The organism is Pseudoalteromonas sp. DY56-GL79, assembly GCF_041414765.1.
In the GTDB taxonomy this organism is placed as follows: Bacteria; Pseudomonadota; Gammaproteobacteria; order Enterobacterales; family Alteromonadaceae; genus Pseudoalteromonas; species Pseudoalteromonas piscicida.
In genome coordinates this window covers 153,058-172,351 of record NZ_JANHZS010000004.1, presented here as the reverse complement: position 1 = coordinate 172,351, position 19,294 = coordinate 153,058, and the positions used below count along the sequence as shown (strand labels likewise).

21 protein-coding genes are annotated in these 19,294 nt (G+C 43.3%); 6 read left to right on the top strand and 15 right to left on the bottom strand.

The genetic code is table 11. The features are described from left to right. Positions 1 to 7 precede the first annotated feature (7 nt). On the bottom strand, positions 8 to 658 hold the full coding sequence (gene purN, locus NO992_RS04460; protein WP_371374689.1) for a phosphoribosylglycinamide formyltransferase: 651 nt from the start codon (positions 656 to 658) through the stop codon (positions 8 to 10). Then, positions 658 to 1,710 (bottom strand): phosphoribosylformylglycinamidine cyclo-ligase, encoded by a 1,053-nt coding sequence (gene purM / locus NO992_RS04455; protein ID WP_017219542.1) that lies wholly within the window; start codon positions 1,708 to 1,710, stop codon positions 658 to 660. Before purM ends, purN begins: the two co-directional genes overlap by 1 nt. 386 nt (positions 1,711 to 2,096) lie before the next feature. Between purM and NO992_RS04450 the strand changes: the two genes are divergently transcribed. Then, positions 2,097 to 2,339 (top strand): YdcH family protein, encoded by a 243-nt coding sequence (locus tag NO992_RS04450; protein ID WP_010373888.1) that lies wholly within the window; start codon positions 2,097 to 2,099, stop codon positions 2,337 to 2,339. Between the two features lie 252 nt (positions 2,340 to 2,591). Beyond that, positions 2,592 to 4,094, top strand: a complete 1,503-nt coding sequence (locus NO992_RS04445; protein WP_239359244.1) for a bifunctional diguanylate cyclase/phosphodiesterase — start codon at positions 2,592 to 2,594, stop codon at positions 4,092 to 4,094. A gap of 61 nt (positions 4,095 to 4,155) precedes the next feature. Here NO992_RS04445 and NO992_RS04440 read toward each other — a convergent pair whose 3' ends face one another. Beyond that, positions 4,156 to 5,127 carry a LysR substrate-binding domain-containing protein gene (locus tag NO992_RS04440; RefSeq protein WP_010605058.1) on the bottom strand — a complete coding sequence of 324 codons (972 nt, stop codon included), beginning with the start codon at positions 5,125 to 5,127 and terminating at the stop codon, positions 4,156 to 4,158. Between the two features lie 155 nt (positions 5,128 to 5,282). On the opposite strand from NO992_RS04440, the gene NO992_RS04435 reads away from it, so the two are divergent. Together NO992_RS04435 and NO992_RS04430 are read left to right on the top strand one after the other, a co-directional pair. Next, a complete protein-coding gene (locus NO992_RS04435; RefSeq protein WP_371374683.1) occupies positions 5,283 to 6,263 on the top strand; it encodes a zinc-binding dehydrogenase in 981 nt (326 codons plus the stop codon). A gap of 322 nt (positions 6,264 to 6,585) precedes the next feature. Next, positions 6,586 to 7,173 (top strand): phospholipid-binding protein MlaC, encoded by a 588-nt coding sequence (locus tag NO992_RS04430; RefSeq protein WP_371374680.1) that lies wholly within the window; start codon positions 6,586 to 6,588, stop codon positions 7,171 to 7,173. A 78-nt stretch (positions 7,174 to 7,251) separates the two neighbouring features. Here NO992_RS04430 and NO992_RS04425 read toward each other — a convergent pair whose 3' ends face one another. Beyond that, positions 7,252 to 8,232: a 2-hydroxyacid dehydrogenase gene (locus NO992_RS04425; RefSeq protein WP_371374677.1), complete on the bottom strand. Its 981-nt coding sequence runs from the start codon at positions 8,230 to 8,232 to the stop codon at positions 7,252 to 7,254. Further along, positions 8,198 to 8,713, bottom strand: coding sequence for a glutathione peroxidase (locus NO992_RS04420; RefSeq protein WP_010373899.1), 516 nt, complete (start codon positions 8,711 to 8,713; stop codon positions 8,198 to 8,200). Before NO992_RS04420 ends, NO992_RS04425 begins: the two co-directional genes overlap by 35 nt. A 128-nt stretch (positions 8,714 to 8,841) precedes the next feature. On the opposite strand from NO992_RS04420, the gene NO992_RS04415 reads away from it, so the two are divergent. Next, the gene (locus tag NO992_RS04415) at positions 8,842 to 9,729 is read left to right on the top strand and encodes an NAD(P)-dependent oxidoreductase (protein ID WP_222240745.1); all 888 of its coding nucleotides are present in this window, start codon (positions 8,842 to 8,844) and stop codon (positions 9,727 to 9,729) included. 42 nt (positions 9,730 to 9,771) lie between these two features. Here the strand turns inward: NO992_RS04415 and NO992_RS04410 are convergent, their stop codons facing one another. The 7 genes from NO992_RS04410 to NO992_RS04380 form a co-directional block, all read right to left on the bottom strand. Further along, on the bottom strand, positions 9,772 to 10,464 hold the full coding sequence (locus tag NO992_RS04410; protein WP_371374762.1) for a M15 family metallopeptidase: 693 nt from the start codon (positions 10,462 to 10,464) through the stop codon (positions 9,772 to 9,774). Next, a complete protein-coding gene (dapE, locus tag NO992_RS04405) occupies positions 10,457 to 11,584 on the bottom strand; it encodes a succinyl-diaminopimelate desuccinylase (protein WP_371374673.1) in 1,128 nt (375 codons plus the stop codon). Before dapE ends, NO992_RS04410 begins: the two co-directional genes overlap by 8 nt. Continuing rightward, the gene (locus tag NO992_RS04400) at positions 11,584 to 11,931 is read right to left on the bottom strand and encodes an ArsC family reductase (protein WP_039497426.1); all 348 of its coding nucleotides are present in this window, start codon (positions 11,929 to 11,931) and stop codon (positions 11,584 to 11,586) included. Before NO992_RS04400 ends, dapE begins: the two co-directional genes overlap by 1 nt. Next, positions 11,928 to 12,440, bottom strand: a complete 513-nt coding sequence (locus tag NO992_RS04395; protein ID WP_010373908.1) for a PTS glucose transporter subunit IIA — start codon at positions 12,438 to 12,440, stop codon at positions 11,928 to 11,930. The genes NO992_RS04400 and NO992_RS04395 overlap by 4 nt, the downstream gene beginning before the upstream one ends. Further along, positions 12,437 to 12,817 carry an ACT domain-containing protein gene (locus NO992_RS04390; protein WP_010373910.1) on the bottom strand — a complete coding sequence of 127 codons (381 nt, stop codon included), beginning with the start codon at positions 12,815 to 12,817 and terminating at the stop codon, positions 12,437 to 12,439. The genes NO992_RS04395 and NO992_RS04390 overlap by 4 nt, the downstream gene beginning before the upstream one ends. A 148-nt stretch (positions 12,818 to 12,965) precedes the next feature. Next, positions 12,966 to 15,113, bottom strand: a complete 2,148-nt coding sequence (gene pta / locus NO992_RS04385) for a phosphate acetyltransferase (RefSeq protein ID WP_026001076.1) — start codon at positions 15,111 to 15,113, stop codon at positions 12,966 to 12,968. A 2-nt stretch (positions 15,114 to 15,115) separates the two neighbouring features. Then, positions 15,116 to 16,315, bottom strand: a complete 1,200-nt coding sequence (locus tag NO992_RS04380) for an acetate kinase (protein WP_371374669.1) — start codon at positions 16,313 to 16,315, stop codon at positions 15,116 to 15,118. A gap of 152 nt (positions 16,316 to 16,467) precedes the next feature. On the opposite strand from NO992_RS04380, the gene yfbV reads away from it, so the two are divergent. Beyond that, positions 16,468 to 16,914 carry a terminus macrodomain insulation protein YfbV gene (gene yfbV, locus NO992_RS04375; RefSeq protein WP_017219085.1) on the top strand — a complete coding sequence of 149 codons (447 nt, stop codon included), beginning with the start codon at positions 16,468 to 16,470 and terminating at the stop codon, positions 16,912 to 16,914. 67 nt (positions 16,915 to 16,981) lie between these two features. On the opposite strand, the gene rlmA is transcribed toward yfbV, so the two are convergent. From rlmA to xthA, 3 genes are all read right to left on the bottom strand, one after another. Beyond that, positions 16,982 to 17,782, bottom strand: a complete 801-nt coding sequence (rlmA, locus tag NO992_RS04370; protein WP_349197192.1) for a 23S rRNA (guanine(745)-N(1))-methyltransferase — start codon at positions 17,780 to 17,782, stop codon at positions 16,982 to 16,984. Continuing rightward, the gene (locus NO992_RS04365) at positions 17,779 to 18,402 is read right to left on the bottom strand and encodes an energy-coupling factor ABC transporter permease (RefSeq protein WP_017219087.1); all 624 of its coding nucleotides are present in this window, start codon (positions 18,400 to 18,402) and stop codon (positions 17,779 to 17,781) included. The genes rlmA and NO992_RS04365 overlap by 4 nt, the downstream gene beginning before the upstream one ends. A gap of 81 nt (positions 18,403 to 18,483) precedes the next feature. Beyond that, entirely contained in the window at positions 18,484 to 19,293 is an 810-nt protein-coding gene (xthA, locus tag NO992_RS04360; RefSeq protein ID WP_371374665.1) for an exodeoxyribonuclease III, read from the bottom strand. Position 19,294: the final 1 nt, after the last annotated feature.

Sequence of the window (19,294 nt, the reverse complement as noted above, 5' to 3'; positions counted from 1 at the left end):
CCATTTTTTATTTTTCTGGGTACGGCGCACCTTGAACTGGTAAGGTTTTGTTATCAAAAACAGCATAGTCTGCTTCCATTGTTAGTCTTTGTTCGCTGAACCATTTGACCACCAAAGGATAAAGAATGTGTTCTTGCTTATGCACACGTTGCGCCAGTGACTCTGCCGTATCATCTGGAAGAACAGCGACCTTGGCCTGACAGACCACAGGACCACCATCTAACTCCTCTGTGACAAAGTGAACGCTAGCACCATGTTCTGCATCGTTTGCATCGATTGCTCTTTGGTGGGTGTTCAGCCCTTGATACTTAGGCAACAAAGAAGGATGAATGTTCAACATTTTTCCTCTAAATTTTTGCACCAAGTTTGGAGTTAGAATACGCATAAATCCAGCTAATACAACCAAATCTGGTGTAAAGCTATCAATTAGTTGACCAAGCGCAACGTCATACTCTTCACGAGAAGCGTATTGCTTATGGTCTAAAACAGATGTTGCTATACCAGCCTCTTGCGCTCTGGTTAGGCCGTATGCGTCCGCTTTATTACTAATAACGGCAGCAATTGCACCTTGAATATAGCCCGCTTTGCAAGCATCAATGATTGCTTGCAAATTTGAACCACTACCAGAAATCAGAACAACAAGGCGAGTGGGTGCCATTACTCGGCACCACCTAAGATCTCAACTTGCTCTTCACCAGCCTGAGCGTCTTGAATTTCACCGATGTGCCAAGCATTCTCGCCTTGTGCTTTTAGGATTTCAAGGCTTTGCTCAAGCTTGTCAGCAGGAACAACTAAGATCATGCCAACACCACAGTTGAATGTGCGATACATTTCGTGCGTTGCAATGTTACCGTTTTCTTGTAACCAGTTGAAGATTGCAGGCCATTGCCAGCTATCACCTTTGATTACCGCTTTTGCTGACTCAGGGAGCACGCGAGGGATGTTTTCCCAGAAGCCACCGCCAGTGATGTGAGAAAGCGCGTGAACATCAACTTCTTTTAATAACGCTAAGATTTGCTTTACGTAGATACGGGTTGGCTCTAGCAGGTGTTCGCCTAGAGTTTTGCCTTCGAACTCTGCGTTAGTATCTGCGCCAGATACTTCTAGTACTTTACGGATTAGAGAGTAGCCGTTTGAGTGTGGACCGCTTGAACCCAATGCAATTAGCTGATCGCCAGCCGCAACTTTAGTTCCATCAATGATTTTAGACTTTTCTACCACACCAGTACAAAAACCAGCCATATCGTAGTCATCGCCTTCGTACATGCCTGGCATTTCAGCCGTTTCACCACCGATAAGCGCACAACCAGATAGTTCACAGCCTTTACCAATACCAGATACTACGTCCGCTGCAACATCAACGTCTAACTTGCCTGTAGCATAGTAGTCCAAGAAAAATAGGGGTTCAGCGCCTTGGACAATAAGATCGTTAACACACATAGCAACTAGGTCAATACCTACTGTGTCGTGCTTTTTCAAATCGATAGCTAAGCGTAGCTTAGTACCAACACCGTCAGTGCCAGCAACCAAAACAGGCTCTTTATATCCGGTTGGGAGTTCGCATAGTGCACCAAAACCACCAATACCACCCATTACTTCTGGGCGACGAGTTTTTTTCACTACGCCTTTAATTCTTTCGACCAATGCGTTGCCCGCATCGATGTCAACGCCAGCGTCTTTATAACTAAGAGACTGTTTTTGTTCGCTCACAGGTTTTCCTCAAAAGTTGCTAGATAGATTTGCTTAGAAACGCCGACATTTTACAACAATTGCATCTAGGCGGCTAGCGACTTTGCGAGAAACCCTAAGAATGTGGTCAAAGGTCCTCGATTTTATATCTCGAACAGTATAAAGAAACGACAAAAACTCTGATTGTTTATAACTGAATGTGATTTGCGTTAGATCAATACTCAAGGAAGGTAGCAGCGTACTATGGAAACAGACCCAATCAGACAGTAACTTCAAAAAATGTATTCGAAATCACTGTCACTAACGGCGCATTGATTGGGTCTACCCTAAACTCAAATGCATTTTCAGCCTTAATCTGAGGTTTGTACCCAAACTCAGATTACCTAGCTAATTATGGGAATAAAACGATGAATATTGAACGCCACAGCCTAGCTAAAGAACTGCCAGAGTTTAAAGACAGAATTCATGAATTAAAACTGTCTGATGGACATTTCTCAAAACTCTTTAAAGATTACCATGAAGTAGACAATGAAGTTATTCGAATTGAAGACGGTGTAGAGCACTCAAGTGATGAGTATCTTGAATCACTGAAGAAAAAGAGACTGTGGTTAAAAGATCAACTTTACCGAATTCTAAAAAGTGCAGACTAACTGTTAATCAAGGCCAATCGGTTTATGTGAGCGGGCTGTCAAGTCCGCTACTATATTTCCCGCCAATTGTTGAATAATTTAGCCTGTCCCGAGCAAGGGCAGATTTATAATCTATACTCTAACCATTGTATTCCATGCACGACGACTCCTTTGATTGCACTTATATTAGTATTAGCTGGCAGCTTTATCATGGGATTAGCTTTTTCTCCGGCCTTTAAAATATGTCGATTAACCTCTTCGGTCGGGTGGCGAGTGTTGTTAATTCTTATGGCTCTGTTTGAACTAGGATATTTGAGCTTTGCCTACTTCCTGTACGATCACAATAGTGCTAGTTTTATTGAGCAAGGCTTAAGTCTAATCCTGTTTCTTGGCTCCATTTTTGTTTTTGTGGTGAATTGTTTAAGTCTAACTAGCCTGCAAGAATTAAATGAAATTGCAACGCAGGCCAAATATAACGCTGAACATGATTTTTTAACGGATTTGGAGAATCGTCAGCGCTGCATTGATGCCATTAATGAACGTAAACATCAGCAGCTCGACTTTAGTGTTATCTTGGTTGATTTGAATAATTTTAAACAGATCAATGATGCAAAAGGGCACTTCTTTGGTGATAAATTACTGGTGGAACTTGCCCACAAAATGCGCGCAGCACTGCTTCCTCGTAGCAAGTTATATCGCATGGGCGGCGATGAATTTATCATTTTGATGGACGTGACTGACGTAAATTGTATTTACTCTCAAAATAATGCACTGCTGAGCGAATTAAAGTCAGGTATAGAAATTGAAGAGTTGCAGTTGGACGTGACGTATAGTGCAGGAGCAAGCTTATGGACTAAATCGCGCCAACTTGATGTGTTTGACCTTTTGAAGCAAGCTGATATTGCCATGTATTCGGCTAAACATAGTCGTCAAAGCATCGTCATCTTCGATGAAGAGCTCCATGAGGGAATTGAGGCTGAATTCCAACTATTGGCTAACCTCAAAGTTGCGCTCGCTCGAGGTGAACTGACGCTCTATTATCAACCGATAGTGTGTTCTCAAAGCGGTGATATTCATGGGGTAGAAGCGCTATTAAGGTGGCCTCAGTCCGACGGCACAATGATAATGCCAGATCAGTTTATTGAGTTAGCGGAACGTAATAATTTGATCAGGCAACTGAGTGCGTTTGTGATTAACCGTGTATTCCAGGACCTCGCAATATTGATTGAAATAGATGACAAGTTGGTTGTGCATATCAATCTTTCCTGCCAAGATTTTGCTGAACAAAATCTAATTAATACTCTTGCCATGCTGCTAGATACTCATCGAGTAGACCCAACTCATATAGTATTTGAGCTTACAGAAAGCACCGTAATGGAAGAAGTGGAAAAAGCGAGAAGCCTAATTGAAACATTAATAGATATGGGATTTGCAGTGAGTATTGATGATTTTGGGACTGGCTTTTCTTCATTTTCTATTCTAAAAGAGTTACCAATTTCGCAGATTAAAATAGACGGCTCGTTTGTAAGGCTAAGTCATGAAAGTGAAAAAGATCAAGCCATAGTAGAAACCAGTATGTTTTTAGCGCGTAAATTGAATTGCAGTATTGTTGCCGAGGGTGTTGAAAGCGATGCCTGCTTGCAGTATTTATATAGCTTAGACTGTCCTTATATTCAGGGCTTTCAGATATGTGAACCTCTCTCGCTAAGCGAATGCGTAAAGTGGATTAATTCCCAGAATATGGTGAGAGGCGCGATGAAAAGGTTAGACGGTTGAGGTCAATAATCCTTTTCTGCTAAAAGCTTGATACCCAGATATACGAATAAATTGCTGTCGACTAGAAAGTTAACATGGGTTTAGGTGGGATAAAGCCGTACATTTGTTCAAACCCTGGGATCTCAGTTTCCCATATTGGGGTCTCTTCACCGATATATGCCCTGAATGCATCTAAAAAGAGCCTTGTTCTAACAGGCAAGTCGCGGTGGGGGTAGAGCGCATACATAGCAGCAAAATCGACCAGTTTTGTGTTAGTTAAAATCGGTTGTAATTTGCCTTCAGTAATTTCTTTACCGACTAGAAAGGCTGGTGCAACAATATAACAAGTACCAGATAGCACACTTTCCATCAATGTATCTCCGTCGTTGGTTCTGAAGATACTCTTTACAGGCATTTGCTGTTCGATGCCTTGCTCGTCTTGATAGGTGATACTGGTAAACCTTAATGCATCACTGGCGTAGGTTGCTGCAGGCAATTCGCTGAGCTCCTCAAGCGAGTTTGGCGTGCCATGGGTTTTTAAGAACGTTGGGCTTGCTAATATGAGCAATCGATTGCGCGCAATTCTGCGGGCGATAAGCGATGAATCTTTCGGCTCGCCGACACGAAAAGCTAAATCAAAACCTTCACCCACTAAGTCCACGAGCCTGTCTTCAAGCCTAAGCTCAACCTCAACATGAGGAAAACGTTTTTGAAAGTCATTGATAACAGGTTGTACATAGCGTCGACCTACCACTGTAGAGCTGGCAATTTTAAGCAAACCTTTAGGCTCGGTGTGATAATTCTGTGCGATGCGCTGAGTGTCGTTTAGTAGCAGCCTTAGCTCTTCTGCTTTTTTTACCATTTCGGAACCTGCAGAGGTGAGCGAGAAGGAACGAGTTGTACGATTCATTAATCTTACACCGAGTTCTTCTTCCAGCTTGGTCATCTGCTTAGAAATGACAGAGCGATCGATATTTCTCAGTTGCGCGGCACTGGCAAAGGAACCACGTTCCACAACGTCTAAAAAGATTAATAATCTGCTGCTAATATCCATAATGCGAGAAAGTTCACTAAGACTGATGCCATTGTGACACTAAACAATTGGAATTGCGAGGAGCATATTTACACTAATAAAGTTGTGGCAAAATGCTAACAATGGTTTAATGAATTTAGTCTCACTACTTTATTTTTAACATAACGCAAAGGCATATGATGAAAGCAGTCCGATTCAATCACACAAATGGACTTACCTTCGAGCAGGGAGAAATTAATTTACCTGAGGCAACCGATGATCAAGTCTTGGTCAAAGTTGAATACGTTGGTTTAAGCTTTATCGATACCAAAGTGGCCAATTGTCCCTGTGAAGAAACACCGAATAGAGTGTTTGGTGTTGACGCTGTGGGTGTTGTGGAAAAAGCATGTAAAACGGGATTCCCAGAGCCTGGTACACGGGTTTTTTGGCATGGTGACATTCGAGAGCAAGGCACGATGAGTGAATTTGCCGTGGTGCCAAGTCACGCACTTACTGTACTACCAGAAAATGTTGATGGTAAGCTCGCTTCAGCGGCAATCGCACCTGCTATGTGTGCATTGATTGGGTTATTTAAGCTTCAACTGAATGCAGGGGATACGGTTTTAATCGAATCTGCTCATCATCCAGTTGGCCAAATGGCAATACAATTTGCCAAACAAGTTGGGCTTGGGGTGGCGGCATGTTCCGAGTCAAAATATAAAAAGCTGCTTGAAAAGCTAGGTGCGGATCTCGTGTATACCCAGTCTGATTTCGCTGGCTTAGCCGATGCCATGCAGCTTCATTTTGGTGCAGCAGAGGTGCAAGGCGCACTAGATTTAACAGGAACACATACCCAACAATTGATTTCGCATTTGATATTTTGTGGTCGAGTAAGTTGCTTAGCGGGATTACCTGCTATTGAGCAACACGTCTTAATGAAGAAAGCGCCAAACATAGGCATCGTTTCTTTGTGTGGTAGTTGGCTTTCCAATAGTGTTTGTGCGCAGCAGAGAATGGCATTCATCGGAAATACCCTGGCTGAAAAGCTTGAAAAAAATGAAATTACTTTGCAGCAACTTGAATCAATTTCACCGCAGCATGATGCGATAATTGAAACGCTGAAAAAGCTAGAAAGCAACGATAACATCACATTTTTTGCGGCAGATATGAAACTATAGTCCCCATCTGCAACGATAATTTATCCTCTTCACGCAACAATACTGAGTTTGGCTTCATTCGCTAGGCTCAGCTTCCAAATAAATTGATACAATTTCTGACATTTTTCATCGTTTGAACACCGTATACTTCCCTGCAGGCCTCGCCATGAAGGGAATACGCCTTTCCTTTACGACTTCATAAAGAGTCATTGTCATCGTAAGGCGAAATTTTACAATGCGTTAATTGATGTCGGAGGGGCATCAATTTGGTGCGAATTGATATGTTTATTTGCACTCGTCAAATTGGATAGACTAGTGTCATCAGTTTAATAAGGATTAAACAATGAAAAAGTTACTTGTTATTTTCAGTTTTCTCATCTTCTCAGGTGTCGCGTTTGCGAATGACACACCTTATGAATTAATTAACCAAGTTGGCGATAAGCTATTTGCTGATATAAAAACGGTTAATCAAGATGGCAAGGCAACTGAAACTCAGATGAAGGGCATAGTACGTAGTCACTTGATGCCACACATCGATGTGAAGTTTGTATCTTTTAAATTGCTTGGTAAACATATTAAAGGGCTAAAAAGAGACGAAGCCATCGAGTTTATTGGTGCGGTTGATAACTATCTTGTATCTACCTACGCTAATGCACTTTTACAGTACAAAGGCCAAGACGTATCGTTTGAAGAGTTACCGGTTTCTGATGGTGCTGATTTTGCGACGGTTAAGGTGGTAATAAGAGAGCAATCAAAACCAGATATAGACATGCATTTTAAGTTTCGTCAAAGCAAAGATGGAGACTGGAAAGTGTATGACATGGTTGCTGAAGGTATTTCTTTATTGAGTGCTAAGCAAAAAGAGATCACGATGAGAATTTCAGAAGTAGGTTTAGCTCAGGTTACGGCTGAATTGAAGAGTAAAGCATAAATCAAATTACTTCCCCCGACTTTGAAGTAACCAAAAGAGCACATCATGATTGATATGCTCTTTTTTTTGGTTCTGAAATCAGACGACTTGGTTTATTAGTGGTTTTTCCAGTCTTGCTGCGTCGAGATTTTCACAGGTTATTGTTGCAATTTGTTTTAGTGCTTCTTTGGTAAAGAAGCCTTGATGTCCTGTAACTAGTACATTGGGGAAGCTAACTAAACGCGAGAAAACATCGTCTTGAATTATTTCTTCACTGTGATTTTTAAAAAATAGCTCTGACTCTTGCTCATACACATCTAAGCCGAGGTAACCGAGGCGTTTAGACTTGAGCGCGGCGATACAGGCTTTGCTATCTAACAGCGCGCCTCTACTGGTGTTAATAAGCATCACACCCGCTTTCATTTTGGCAAACGCAGCATCATCAATAATATGATGAGTATATTCATTAAGCGGACAGTGCAAGCTAATAATATCCGATTGAGCTAGTAAGATATCTAGAGAGACCAAAGTATAGGGACCTTCTCCAATGTTTGGGTCATAAACCAGCACATTGGCACCAAAGCCGTTCAAGATACTGACTAAGGCTTGGCCAATTTTGCCACAACCGATGATACCGACCGTTTTATTATAAATATTAAAACCAAGTAAGCCGTTGAGATCAAAGTTATCCTCTCGAACTCGATTGTAGGCCTTATGTGTCTTGCGGCTGAGCGTTAGCATCAACGCGATACAGTGCTCTGCAACCGCTTCTGGGCTGTAGGCTGGAACACGGACAACCTTTATGTGACGCTGTTTTGCCTGTTGAATATCAATGTTATTGAAACCTGCGCAGCGTAAGGCGATGGTTTTAACGCCATAGTCAGCCAGTTTATCAATCACTTGTGCATTTACAGTATCGTTTACAAATACACAAACCGCGTCATAGTGCTGGCACAGCGAAACCGTTTTTTCATTGAGTGACTCACTAATAAAACTTATTTCAAGTTCAGAATAGGAATTTACGGCTTGCTCAAAAAACGGCACTTCATAGTTTTGCGAACTGAATAGGGCGATTCTCATGATTAATGTGGCTCTCTATCACTGACTTAAGCGTTTCTGGTTTTGTTCTTGGGGCATATCTTGATACTAGCATGCCTTCAGAGTTTATTAGAAACTTGGTAAAATTCCATTTAATTGCGCGGTTTTGCGCGATACCACGGGTATGAGATTTTAAATAGCTAAATAATGGGTGTGCATCAGGTCCGTTGACTTGTGTTTTAGTACAGATCTTAAAGCTTAAATTGAAATGTGTATTGTAAAACTCTTTAAGCATTTCATCTTCAAGTGGTTCATTGCGACCGAACTGATTACAAGGAAAGGCCAATACCTCAAATCCAAAAGGTTTGTATTTGCTGTATAGCTTTTCAAGTGCAGACAGTTGCGGAGCAAAGCTACATTTGCTCGCAATGTTAACGATCAATAACGGTCTTCCCGCTAGAGACTGTAATGGCAAAACTTGGCCATCAATAAGTTGTGCACTAAAACGATAAATATTCTCCATCCTTTCAGGCTCCGTGTGATTTATTCATGTTATTCGGTATCAAAGCGGTTTTTTCATTTGCTATGACAGAGGTGCTCGGGTATAAAAACTCCATTCTTATTAAGATAACAACGAAATAGGACAGAAATATGTCAGTGAAAGTCGCATTTATAGGATTAGGTGTCATGGGGTATCCAATGGCTGGGCATTTGCAGAAGGCGGGTTACCAAGTCACGGTATACAATCGTACCACCAGCAAAGCCGAAAAATGGGCCGCTGAGTATGCTGGCAACTTTGCAGTGACACCTAAAGACGCAGCGACTGACTGTGATTTTGTATTTATGTGTGTTGGCAATGATGACGATTTACGCTCAGTCGTATATGGCGAAAGTGGTGTATTAGCGGGAGTAAAGCCGGGAGCTGTGATAGTTGACCATACTACAACATCTGCAAAAGTTGCCCGTGAAATAGCGCAAGAAGCCAAGAAATTACAAGTTGAATTCTTAGATGCCCCGGTATCAGGAGGTCAGGCTGGTGCAGAAAATGGCGTGTTGACGGTGATGGTTGGAGGAGACGAAAATACGTTTGAAAAAGCACAACCAATCATGGCCGCGTTTGCGCGTTTTAGCCAATTAATTGGAGAAGTGGGTGCGGGGCAGCTTTGTAAAATGGTCAATCAGATTTGTATCGCGGGTGTGGTGCAGGGGCTCGCAGAAGGCTTGCACTTTGCTAAAAAAGCGGGTCTTGATGGTGAAAAGGTGATTGAAACGATTGCCAAGGGGGCTGCTGGCTCTTGGCAAATGGAGAATCGTTATAAAACTATGTTAGCAGGCGAATATGACTTTGGTTTTGCGGTCGATTGGATGAGAAAAGATTTAGGCATTGCGCTAGACGAGTCAAGAAGTAACGGTGCTAATTTGGCGCTTACAGCTTTAGTGGATCAATACTATGCAGATGTTCAAGCGCTTGGCGGCAACCGTTTTGATACCTCAAGTCTACTGGCTAGGCTTGACGCTATCCACGACAAAAACAAATAACCTTTCGTTTCTAGTCTAAGTAACTTAAGCTCGGATCAGTCGTTATGGCTGCGCTACATTGGTGATAAATTGCTGATGTAGTGCGCTGAGATCTGCCAGTATTGCGTCTTTACCTTTGATATTGCTGCGTTTAAGCACGGCATCAATTGCGTCAACGGATTGCAGCGTGGCAAGCTTTGATGCCGTTAGCTGGTGGCTAATATGCCAAGGTTCTTCGGCAACTCCCCCTCGATAACGATCATAAGGCCGGTAGAAACCAAAAGTTGCTAAATGCGCGTCAAGCCACAGCGAAAATTCGTGCTGATGTCCATCTTGCTGGTATTCCCATGGTTCTAGTTGTAGTGATTGTCCTGTCGGTACGAGGTTTTTGGCGAACACATCTAAATCAGTGCCCAAATGGTGGCGACTTGCACCGGGTAGGGCGGAGAACAACATAATTGCTTTTACTTTGTCGATGTCTGAGAGATTACTCAGCTCTATCTCTTGGTTAGTGATATCAAAAACAGGACGGCGCATCGCAAACTTGCTATTCCAAATCGCTTTTTGCCTTTCAAATCCTCGATATGCGGACGCCATGTAAAACTCAAAACCGGCCTTTTTTGCAGCGTGTGAGAGGGCGTTGAGATCAGAAACGATTGCGCTATGCACATGGCGGCCCTGGTAAAAAACCAGATGTGATTCGTTGACGCCACAAGCGCTACATTCAGCGCTTGTAAGCATATAGCGGCTAGGCAAGTAACTTCTCCAAGATCTTTTCATAGACTAAGGCTAATTGATCTAGGTCTTTGCAACTCACACATTCATCGACTTGATGGATTGTGGCATTAATTGGGCCAAGCTCAATCACCTTACATCCCGTTTGGGCAATAAATCGGCCATCTGATGTACCACCTGAAGTTTCCGGTGAGGTTTGCCTTCCCGTCACTTCTTTGATGGCTGCAATCGTCACATCGAGCAATGGACCTGGCTCTGTTAAAAACGGTAAGCCATTCAGTATCCAATTAAGCTCATAATCAAGTTGATGCTTGTCTAAAATTGCAATAACACGTTGTTTGAGCTCACCGGCTGTAACTTCGGTGCTAAAGCGAAAGTTAAACTGTACTTGCAAAGAGCCCGGTATCACATTGCCAGCCCCAGTTCCGCCATTAATATTGGAAACTTGGAAGCTTGTCGCGGGGAAAAATGCATTCCCTTGATCCCACTCGGTCTGACTGAGTTCAGCAATCGCCGGTGCAGACAAGTGAATGGGGTTTTTAGCGAGATGAGGGTAAGCTACGTGACCTTGTTTTCCAATCACTTTTAGGTGTCCGGTGAGTGAACCGCGACGACCATTTTTTACTACGTCGCCAAGCTCATGGCGTGATGAAGGTTCACCAACCAAGCACATATCAATTTTTTCGTTTCGGGCTTCTAATAAATCTACAACTCGAGTTGTGCCGTTCACGAAAGGGCCTTCCTCATCAGAGGTTATCAGAAAAGACAATGACCCTTTGTGATTAGGGTGTTTTTTGATAAACCTCTCCGTTGCCACGATCATAGCTGCAAGTGAGCCTTTCATGTCAGCAGCTCCGCGGCCATGTAACATGTCATTTTCAATCACAGCGGAAAATGGCGGGTGCTGCCATTGACTCTCGTCACCAACCGGTACTACATCTGTGTGTCCAGCAAAGCAAAAATGTGGTCCGCTGTCGCCTTTTCGTGCCCACGTGTTGAGCGTATCAACAAAGAAGTGTTCTTCGATGGTAAAGCCAAGCTTTGCCAAACGTTCATTCATTAATTGTTGGCAACCAGCATCATCAGGTGTAACAGAAGCCCTTTGGATCAGAGCTTGAGCGAGCTCAACTACTTCGCTCATTAGGCAAAAATCTCATCATACTGTGCAGCTTTAAAACCCAAGTGATATTGACCTTGGTACTGCAAAATAGGGCGTTTTATCATGGCTGGTGCCGCCAAAAGGTGTTGTTTCGCTGACTGCGCATCGAGATTTTGTTTTTGTTCTTCGCTAAGCGCTCGGTATGTGGTTCCGCGTTTGTTTAACACGTTTTCCCAGCCAAGTTGGTCAATAAAAGCAGTGAGTAGAGCTTCGTCTAATCCATCTTTGCGATAGTCATGAAAAGTAAATTCGATATTGTTGTCTTGAAGATATTTTTTGGCTTTTTTAATGGTATCGCAGTTGCTGATCCCATACATGGTGATTGTCATAAAGCACACGCCCTTGCAATTGTGATTATCGGCTCTTTGGCCGCAGATACTTGTTTTAAAGGATAATAACACGCACCAAGCTTTTGTGCATTGAGTAGCACAATGGCGGCCATGGTTTTTGCTTCACTGAGTGGAATATCAAAAAAGCATAGCGGCTCTCCAAGCTTTATCGTGGTTTTGCCAAAGCTGTTTGCTTTGAGATATTCGGGTTTGGCAAACTCATTGCCGACCTCTAAGCTCAGTAACATTTTTAAGCCGTTATTGGCGTGTAAAATGTATTCGCAGTTATTTTTTCTGATCTGGATTAGTTTTCCGTTACAAGGAGATAGCAACAAGGGCACACGCATTTGTACGCAAACGCCTATTCCTAACATACCAGACGCAATCGCCGCGTTTGGATGCGTACTTAGCGGTAAGACTTTGCCGGAAAAAGGACTTGGAATGTGCGCAATCGGGTTTGCGATTTGGGATATTGGCCGATATTGGATTGGTGGTGAGAGTTCAATCAAAGTAATAAATATCCATCTTTTTTAAGTGCTTGCATCGCTTGCTGGATTTGGCTTTCTTTTACCAGAATGTAATCGGTATCGTATGTTGATAAGGTAAAAATAGAGACGTTGGACTTTGCTAATACACCAGAAATATTAGCCATAATCCCCGTTAATGAAAACCCTAGCGGACCAACGACTTCCAATGCTCTCCAATGACTTTCAGCCGCGAGGCTACTGACTGCGATATCTGATGCGCAAACGATAGAGAGTTCATCTTCTGTTTTGGCAATAAAAAAGATTTTACTGTTTAACACAGCTTGCGGGACAGCGTCATCGCAATCCAAGCTATGTATCGTAAATTCTTGTTTGAGCAATTGCAGCGTTTGCTTTGACATTACCAACCCTTGTTTTTTGAAAAATACCAATTGGTATAATTCATAGTATAGCGAAGTCAATTTAAAGACCAGAGGGTTCGCCCGAATTCTAGAGGATTAGTGATGTGATAAAGAAAAGGGCTCATGTATTGAACCCTTGGGATAAAGATTATTCTTCGATTTGTGTTGCCTGAATAGCTGTCAAGGCAATGGTGTACACGATGTCATCAACCAAAGCCCCGCGGCTTAGGTCGTTAACCGGCTTACGCATACCTTGTAACATAGGTCCGATGCTGACAAGTTCAGCACTTCGCTGCACCGCCTTGTATGTGGTGTTACCTGTATTTAAATCTGGGAAGACAAATACCGTTGCCTTACCAGCGACTTTGCTGTTTGGCGCTTTTTTACGTGCGACATTTTCCATAATGGCAGCATCGTATTGCAGCGGCCCGTCAATATCGAGATCAGGGCGTTTCTTTTGTGCGATCTCGGTAGCTTCACGGACTTTTTCTACATCTGCACCTTGTCCTGATGTTCCTGTGCTGTAACTGATCATGGCAACGCGAGGCTCAATGCCGAATGCTGCAGCGGAATCTGCAGATTGAATTGCAATATCTGCTAACTGCTCTGCCGTTGGATCTGGGTTAATTGCGCAGTCGCCGTATACTAACACTTGGTCCGGTAGCAACATAAAAAATACTGAGCTTACCAACGACGCGCCTGGTGCCGTTTTGATTAACTGCAGTGGTGGGCGAATGGTATTGGCGGTGGTATTTACCGCACCAGATACTAAGCCATCAACTTGGCCTTCGGCTAACATCATGGTGCCGAGCACGACGTTATCTTGCAGTTGCTCTGCCGCAACAACCTCGGTTAGGCCTTTGTTTTTACGTAGCTCAACCATAGGCGCAATGTACTTTTGCAGCTCTTCTTCAGGAGATAAGATAGTCACGTTTTCATTCAGCTCAACACCTTGTTGCTGGGCGATACGCTCAATTTCTTCTCTGTCTCCAAGCAGTACGGTTTTAGCGATATTTCGCGCACCACAGATAGCAGCCGCCTTAATCGTTCTAGGCTCATTACCTTCAGGCAGCACAATAGTTTTGCTTGCACGTCTAGCTAAATCAGTCAGCAGGTAACGAAATGCAGGAGGCGAGAGTTTGCGGGTTTTCGCGACCCCTTTGGCCAAACTTTCCAGCCATTCGCTATCGATGTGACGGGCGTTATGCTGCTTTACGCGCTCGATGCGCTGCTCGTCATCGCTTGGCACTTCCATATTGAAATTGTGTAATAGCAAAGAAGTGCGCCAAGTATCGGCCTCAGTAGCAAGGATAGGCAGACCGGTATCCATCGCTTGCTCACATAAGGTCATGATCTTCTCTTCTGGTTTGAATCCACCAGTTAACAAGATGGCGCCAATCTTGGTGCCATTCATGGCCGACAAACACGCAGCGACTAAGATATCCGACCGATCGCCAGGAGTAACCAATAGTGCACCTGGCGTAAAGTGGTTAAGAATGTTCGATACCGTTCTTGCACAGAAAGTAACACGGCGCAGACGACGGTGCTCCATATCACCCGCATTGATGATTTCGGCTTTTAAATAATTGCTTAAGTCGATAACTCGCGGCGCAACTAAGTCAAAGTCCCATGGTATGGCACCTAAAAGTTGAAATGGGTGCTTTCTGAAAATAGGCAGCGATGCCAAACGATTCATTTCGTTTTCAAGCTCTTCTGGTTTGTATTGATCAACCAGATCGGCGCGCGCTCTGCCATCTTCATCCAGCGGTGCATTCACTTTATTGAAAATACAACCCAATACGCGAGGGTGGTTTACACCGCCATAATTGCCAGCAGCAATCTCTAAGCGGTCTTCAAGCTCGTCGATAGAGTCATTACCCGGCGTTAAGACAAACACGATATCTGCACCTAATGTTTGCGCAATTTCGCGGTTTACACGGCCAGCGTAAGGTTGACGACGGGTAGGAACCATTCCTTCAATGATGGCAACTTCATCATCTTGTACTGTGCCTTCAAAGCGCTCCACAATTTCTTCTAACAGGTCATCGCCTTTACCATCACCTATCATTTGCTCAGCGTAGCTCAGCTCAAACGGCGTGGGTGGGGCAATGGTAGAACCTTGCTGAACGATGAGTGTTGACTTCTCGGGGCCGACTTCATCTTTACGAGGTTGTGCGATTGGCTTAAAGAAGTTTACTTTTACTGCTTTTTGTTCCAGTGCTCGGACTATTCCTACAGACACCGACGTCAACCCAACGCCCGTTGAAATAGGAATAAGCATAATACGACGACCCATCATTACACTCCTTTAGCAAGCGTAGCTGCGTCGTTGGCAATCACCCATTCTTCGTTGGTTGGGATGACCATAGCGACAGGGGAGTGAGACTCATCAGTGATCACCCCTTGGCTACCGAAGCGTGCGTTGAGGTTACGCTCTTTATTGATGTGCATGCCAAGGAAGTTAAGTTGGTTCACTACTTTTTCACGGATAACGTCAGAGTTTTCGCCAATTCCGCCAGTGAATACAAGTGCATCTAAACCGTTTAGTGGTACCAAGAAGCTAGCAATTTGTTTGGTTAAACGATAACAGAAAATATCAAGCGCCAGTGTTGCTTGAGGGTGGTTTTCCTGCGCAGCTTCTTCGATAGTTCGGCAATCGTTAGAAAGCTCACTAATACCTAAAAGGCCACTTTGTTTATTCAACAAAGTGTCAATTTGCTGTGTTGAATAGTTAAGGTGATTAACTAAAAACGAAAACAAGCCCGGATCAATATCACCACTTCGGGTGCCCATCACTAGCCCCTCTAATGGTGTTAAGCCCATGCTGGTGTCCACCGATTTACCGTCTTTAATCGCGGTAACGGAACAACCATTGCCTAAGTGTGCGGTAATAATACGAGATGGCTTATCTTTTAAGCCTAAAATCTTGATGGCTTGCGCCGATACATAAGCATGGCTGGTGCCGTGGAAACCGTAACGTCTAACACCATGTTCACGATATAGTGAATAAGGTAGGGCATAAAGGTAAGCTGTTTGATCCATACTTTGATGGAAAGCCGTATCAAAGACAGCAATTTGCGGTAGATGCGCGAATGCGGCTTGGGCTGCGCGGATCCCAAGTAGGTTAGCTGGATTATGTAAAGGCGCCAGACTAGCCGTTTCTTGGATAGCATTTATAACGGAGTCATCGATAATGACAGATTGTGTAAAGCGCTCACCGCCGTGTACCACGCGGTGGCCGACAGCAACAAGATTTGCGTCTAACGCGAGATCTTTGATAAGTTTTACAAGCGTTGTGATCGCAACTTGGTGCGCATCACCACTATTTAGGGGCACGATTTCCTTGTTGCCTTGGAACTTATATTTAATTTGTGGTGATTGTTCAGCTAGGCGTTCAGCCAGACCTGATAATATCTCCTCTCCCGTTGCGTTATCGATGATTGCAAACTTAAGACTGGAGCTTCCACAATTAAGAACCAAAACATGCTGAGATGACATAATGACTTTCCGTTTTGACAATAACAGTTATTGCGTATTAAGCTTAAAGCTATAGCGCATATAAGCTACGCATTTAGACTAAGGTATAGTTGACAGTAAAGACGTCGATTTTACCTCATTTTTTATATAAAAGTTAGCACCTAGGAGTTATGATGCAAAAAAGTCTTATTTCGCAAGTGCAACTTGGACGTCAATACTCGAAAGAGTGGCCTATGCGCAAGGAGCTAGCACCGTTGTTCCCTGAATTTAGGGTGATCAAGGCGACAGAACTTGCTTTAAATACAATGCCTATGCTGGCGGTGTTTACTCTGTTTTTGCAGACCAGCCAATTGGGTTTTCAATATTTGCCGCAAGCCATTGCGATTGCTTTATTCTTTTTATCGCTTCCTGTCCAAGGGTTATTATGGCTTGGTAAAAGAGCTGAAACGCCGTTAAATCCGGCTTTGTATTCTTGGTATACAGAACTGCATCAGAAGATGGTTGCTAATGGCTATGATTCGCCCATGTCTTCAAGAAAGCCTAGATACAGAGATTTAGCGCGGTTGCTAAAAGATATGTTCGATAAAATGGACAAAGCGTTTACGCAAGAAAATCTGTAATTCCTGTTTGCCTGCCTACCAAGCAAGTAGGCAGCGATTTGCTCATAATTGGTGATCTGATGTTGGGTTACTTGCGCTGATATTGGTTTATCAAAAACGAGAGTGTGATTTCGATATGGTCCATCTTTTGTAATCTATCCATGTGTTGTTGCTTAAATTTCCATGCAAATGGCGTCATCATGATTAAGTGTTCAACACACTCAAATTCCATTCTGTGTGTTTGTTGCAATTTAGTCCGTTCAACCAATTCAAACCCTTGTGGTGTTTCTGGTGCCTTGTGTAGTTTTACATTGTCATAAATCAGAGACTTGAGTTCGAATAGATGGTGTTCACCAGGTGAGATGACATACAAACTGCCTGATGGTTTGCACAGGCGAGCGAGTTCCTCGGCGAACACTGGCGCAAAAATACTCACAATCACATCTGCAAATTCATTTTCAAAAGGAGCCTCTTTGATGGAGGCTACGCTAAACTCTACTTGAGGATAGCGTTTAGCGGCATAACGGACAGCAGGCTTTGCGATATCGACCCCGTAGACTTTGGCATTCTCGCAGCGATTTGCGATTTCATGGGTGTAAAAGCCTTCACCACATCCTAGGTCCAGCAGGGTAGCCGGCACTTTTTCAGAGACGATTTGTGCAAGCCTATCACGTAGAAAGTGATAATGATCGGTTTCGAAGAATGCCCGACGCGCTGCGACCATTTCTTGGTTGTCGCCCGGCTGTTTTGATTTTTTATTTTGCACGGGTAGTAAGTTGACATAGCCTTCTTTGGCAATATCAAATTGATGATTATTATTGCAGCTGTAGCTTGCACCTCCTTGATATAAAGGCAGTTTACACAGTGGACAGCGGTAGTGGGAGATCATTTGTCTAAGTATTCCCTATCAAAAAAAGTTTTTACCCAATGTGGGCGATATGTAATGAGTAAAGTGATGGCCATGCCATTTAACATGGCTTCAGGGAACCACATTATTACGGCAAAATGGAGATAATTGTCTGCCAACTGATACCAAGTATAGGCATCGATTGCATAATAATAGAATGCGCTTAGAAGTATCTTTAAACAGCCCACCGTACCTGCGAAAATAAATGCACAAACAAAAATATAAACGAAAAAGTGCCGCGGTAAATGATGATAGCAAAGGGCAAAGAGTCCATAGCTTAAGTAGACAGGGAACAGTGCAGTAAACAGCCAAAAATTACCAAACTCCACCAAGGTAAAAGCACTAAAGTAACTATGGACGAGGCATGCCAAAGTTGCACTCAACGCACCCAGTCGCCAACCTAAAATTAACGTTACTGCGGTTATTCCAAGAATATGAATGTTCAGTTCAGGTAAAATACCTGCCTTTATTTGCCACAGTAACGTGAGGACAACCGCACAACTTAATACGCCGGTTTGTCTGGCTGGTACTTGTAGTAATTGCTGGTATTCTTTGCGATGAAAACTGAGTAAAAATAACCCAAGGGCAGCGATAAACGTCACGTTTCTATCCAGTTTTTAAATTTGGTGATTTTGCTCTATGCCGAGCACTGTATTCACAGTCTCGGCGGAAAAAGCAGACGATTAAATGTCGAAAGTTGCCCAAATTGGTGCGTGATCTGAGGGCTTATCAATTCCTCTCAATTCGTAATCTATGTCACTTTCGATACATTTCGCAGTTAATGGCGCGGTTGCTAAAACCACATCTATGCGTAGACCACGGTTATCATCAAACCCTTTTGAGCGGTAGTCAAACCACGAATACTTTTCGGTTGCATCAGGTGTCAGCACTCTAAATGTATCTTTAAAGCCCCAATCTAGCAGTGTTTTTAACCACTCGCGCTCTTCTGGTTGGAACGAGCACTTACCCGTCTTTAACCAACGCTTGCGGTTTTGCTCACCAATACCAATATCCGCATCCAGTGGAGAAATATTAATATCGCCCATGACAACAAGGTTAGATTGAGGATCGGCAAAATCATTCAAGTGGGTCATGAGATCTGCATAAAATTGTCTTTTATACGGAAATTTAGTTTCATGGCTGATGTTATCACCTTGAGGGAAGTAACCATTCATAACGGTAACTTCGTTACCTGAATCACTTTCAAACGTACCGCTGATCATGCGACGTTGTGAATCTTCAGTATCCGTAGCGAAGCCTTTTTGGATAGCTTTTGCAGGTTTCTTGGAGAGTAGTGCCACACCGTAATGCGCCTTTTGACCATGGAAGTAAACATGGTAGCCAAGTGCTTCTACATCGTCGATAGGAAAAGCTTCGTCATGGACTTTAATTTCTTGCAGTCCAATGACATCAGGTTGGTGTTTTTCAATCAATGCCTGTAATTGATGCAGTCTAGCTCTGAGGCCGTTTATATTAAACGAAACAATTTTCATA

Bases quoted from the DNA above. Each gene is read 5' to 3' on its own strand.
- NO992_RS04390 (WP_010373910.1), bottom strand. From the start codon at position 12,817: ATGTCAAAGCAAACGCTGCAATTGCTCAAACAAGAATTTACGATACAT.
- NO992_RS04400 (WP_039497426.1), bottom strand. From the start codon at position 11,931: ATGACAATCACCATGTATGGGATCAGCAACTGCGATACCATTAAAAAA.
- NO992_RS04435 (WP_371374683.1), top strand. From the start codon at position 5,283: ATGATGAAAGCAGTCCGATTCAATCACACAAATGGACTTACCTTCGAG.
- dapE (WP_371374673.1), bottom strand. From the start codon at position 11,584: ATGAGCGAAGTAGTTGAGCTCGCTCAAGCTCTGATCCAAAGGGCTTCT.
- purN (WP_371374689.1), bottom strand. From the start codon at position 658: ATGGCACCCACTCGCCTTGTTGTTCTGATTTCTGGTAGTGGTTCAAAT.
- pta (WP_026001076.1), bottom strand. From the start codon at position 15,113: ATGGGTCGTCGTATTATGCTTATTCCTATTTCAACGGGCGTTGGGTTG.
- yfbV (WP_017219085.1), top strand. From the start codon at position 16,468: ATGCAAAAAAGTCTTATTTCGCAAGTGCAACTTGGACGTCAATACTCG.
- NO992_RS04425 (WP_371374677.1), bottom strand. From the start codon at position 8,232: ATGAGAATCGCCCTATTCAGTTCGCAAAACTATGAAGTGCCGTTTTTT.
- NO992_RS04440 (WP_010605058.1), bottom strand. From the start codon at position 5,127: ATGGATATTAGCAGCAGATTATTAATCTTTTTAGACGTTGTGGAACGT.
- NO992_RS04415 (WP_222240745.1), top strand. From the start codon at position 8,842: ATGTCAGTGAAAGTCGCATTTATAGGATTAGGTGTCATGGGGTATCCA.
- NO992_RS04420 (WP_010373899.1), bottom strand. From the start codon at position 8,713: ATGGAGAATATTTATCGTTTTAGTGCACAACTTATTGATGGCCAAGTT.
- xthA (WP_371374665.1), bottom strand. From the start codon at position 19,293: ATGAAAATTGTTTCGTTTAATATAAACGGCCTCAGAGCTAGACTGCAT.
- NO992_RS04380 (WP_371374669.1), bottom strand. From the start codon at position 16,315: ATGTCATCTCAGCATGTTTTGGTTCTTAATTGTGGAAGCTCCAGTCTT.
- rlmA (WP_349197192.1), bottom strand. From the start codon at position 17,782: ATGATCTCCCACTACCGCTGTCCACTGTGTAAACTGCCTTTATATCAA.
- NO992_RS04450 (WP_010373888.1), top strand. From the start codon at position 2,097: ATGAATATTGAACGCCACAGCCTAGCTAAAGAACTGCCAGAGTTTAAA.
- NO992_RS04430 (WP_371374680.1), top strand. From the start codon at position 6,586: ATGAAAAAGTTACTTGTTATTTTCAGTTTTCTCATCTTCTCAGGTGTC.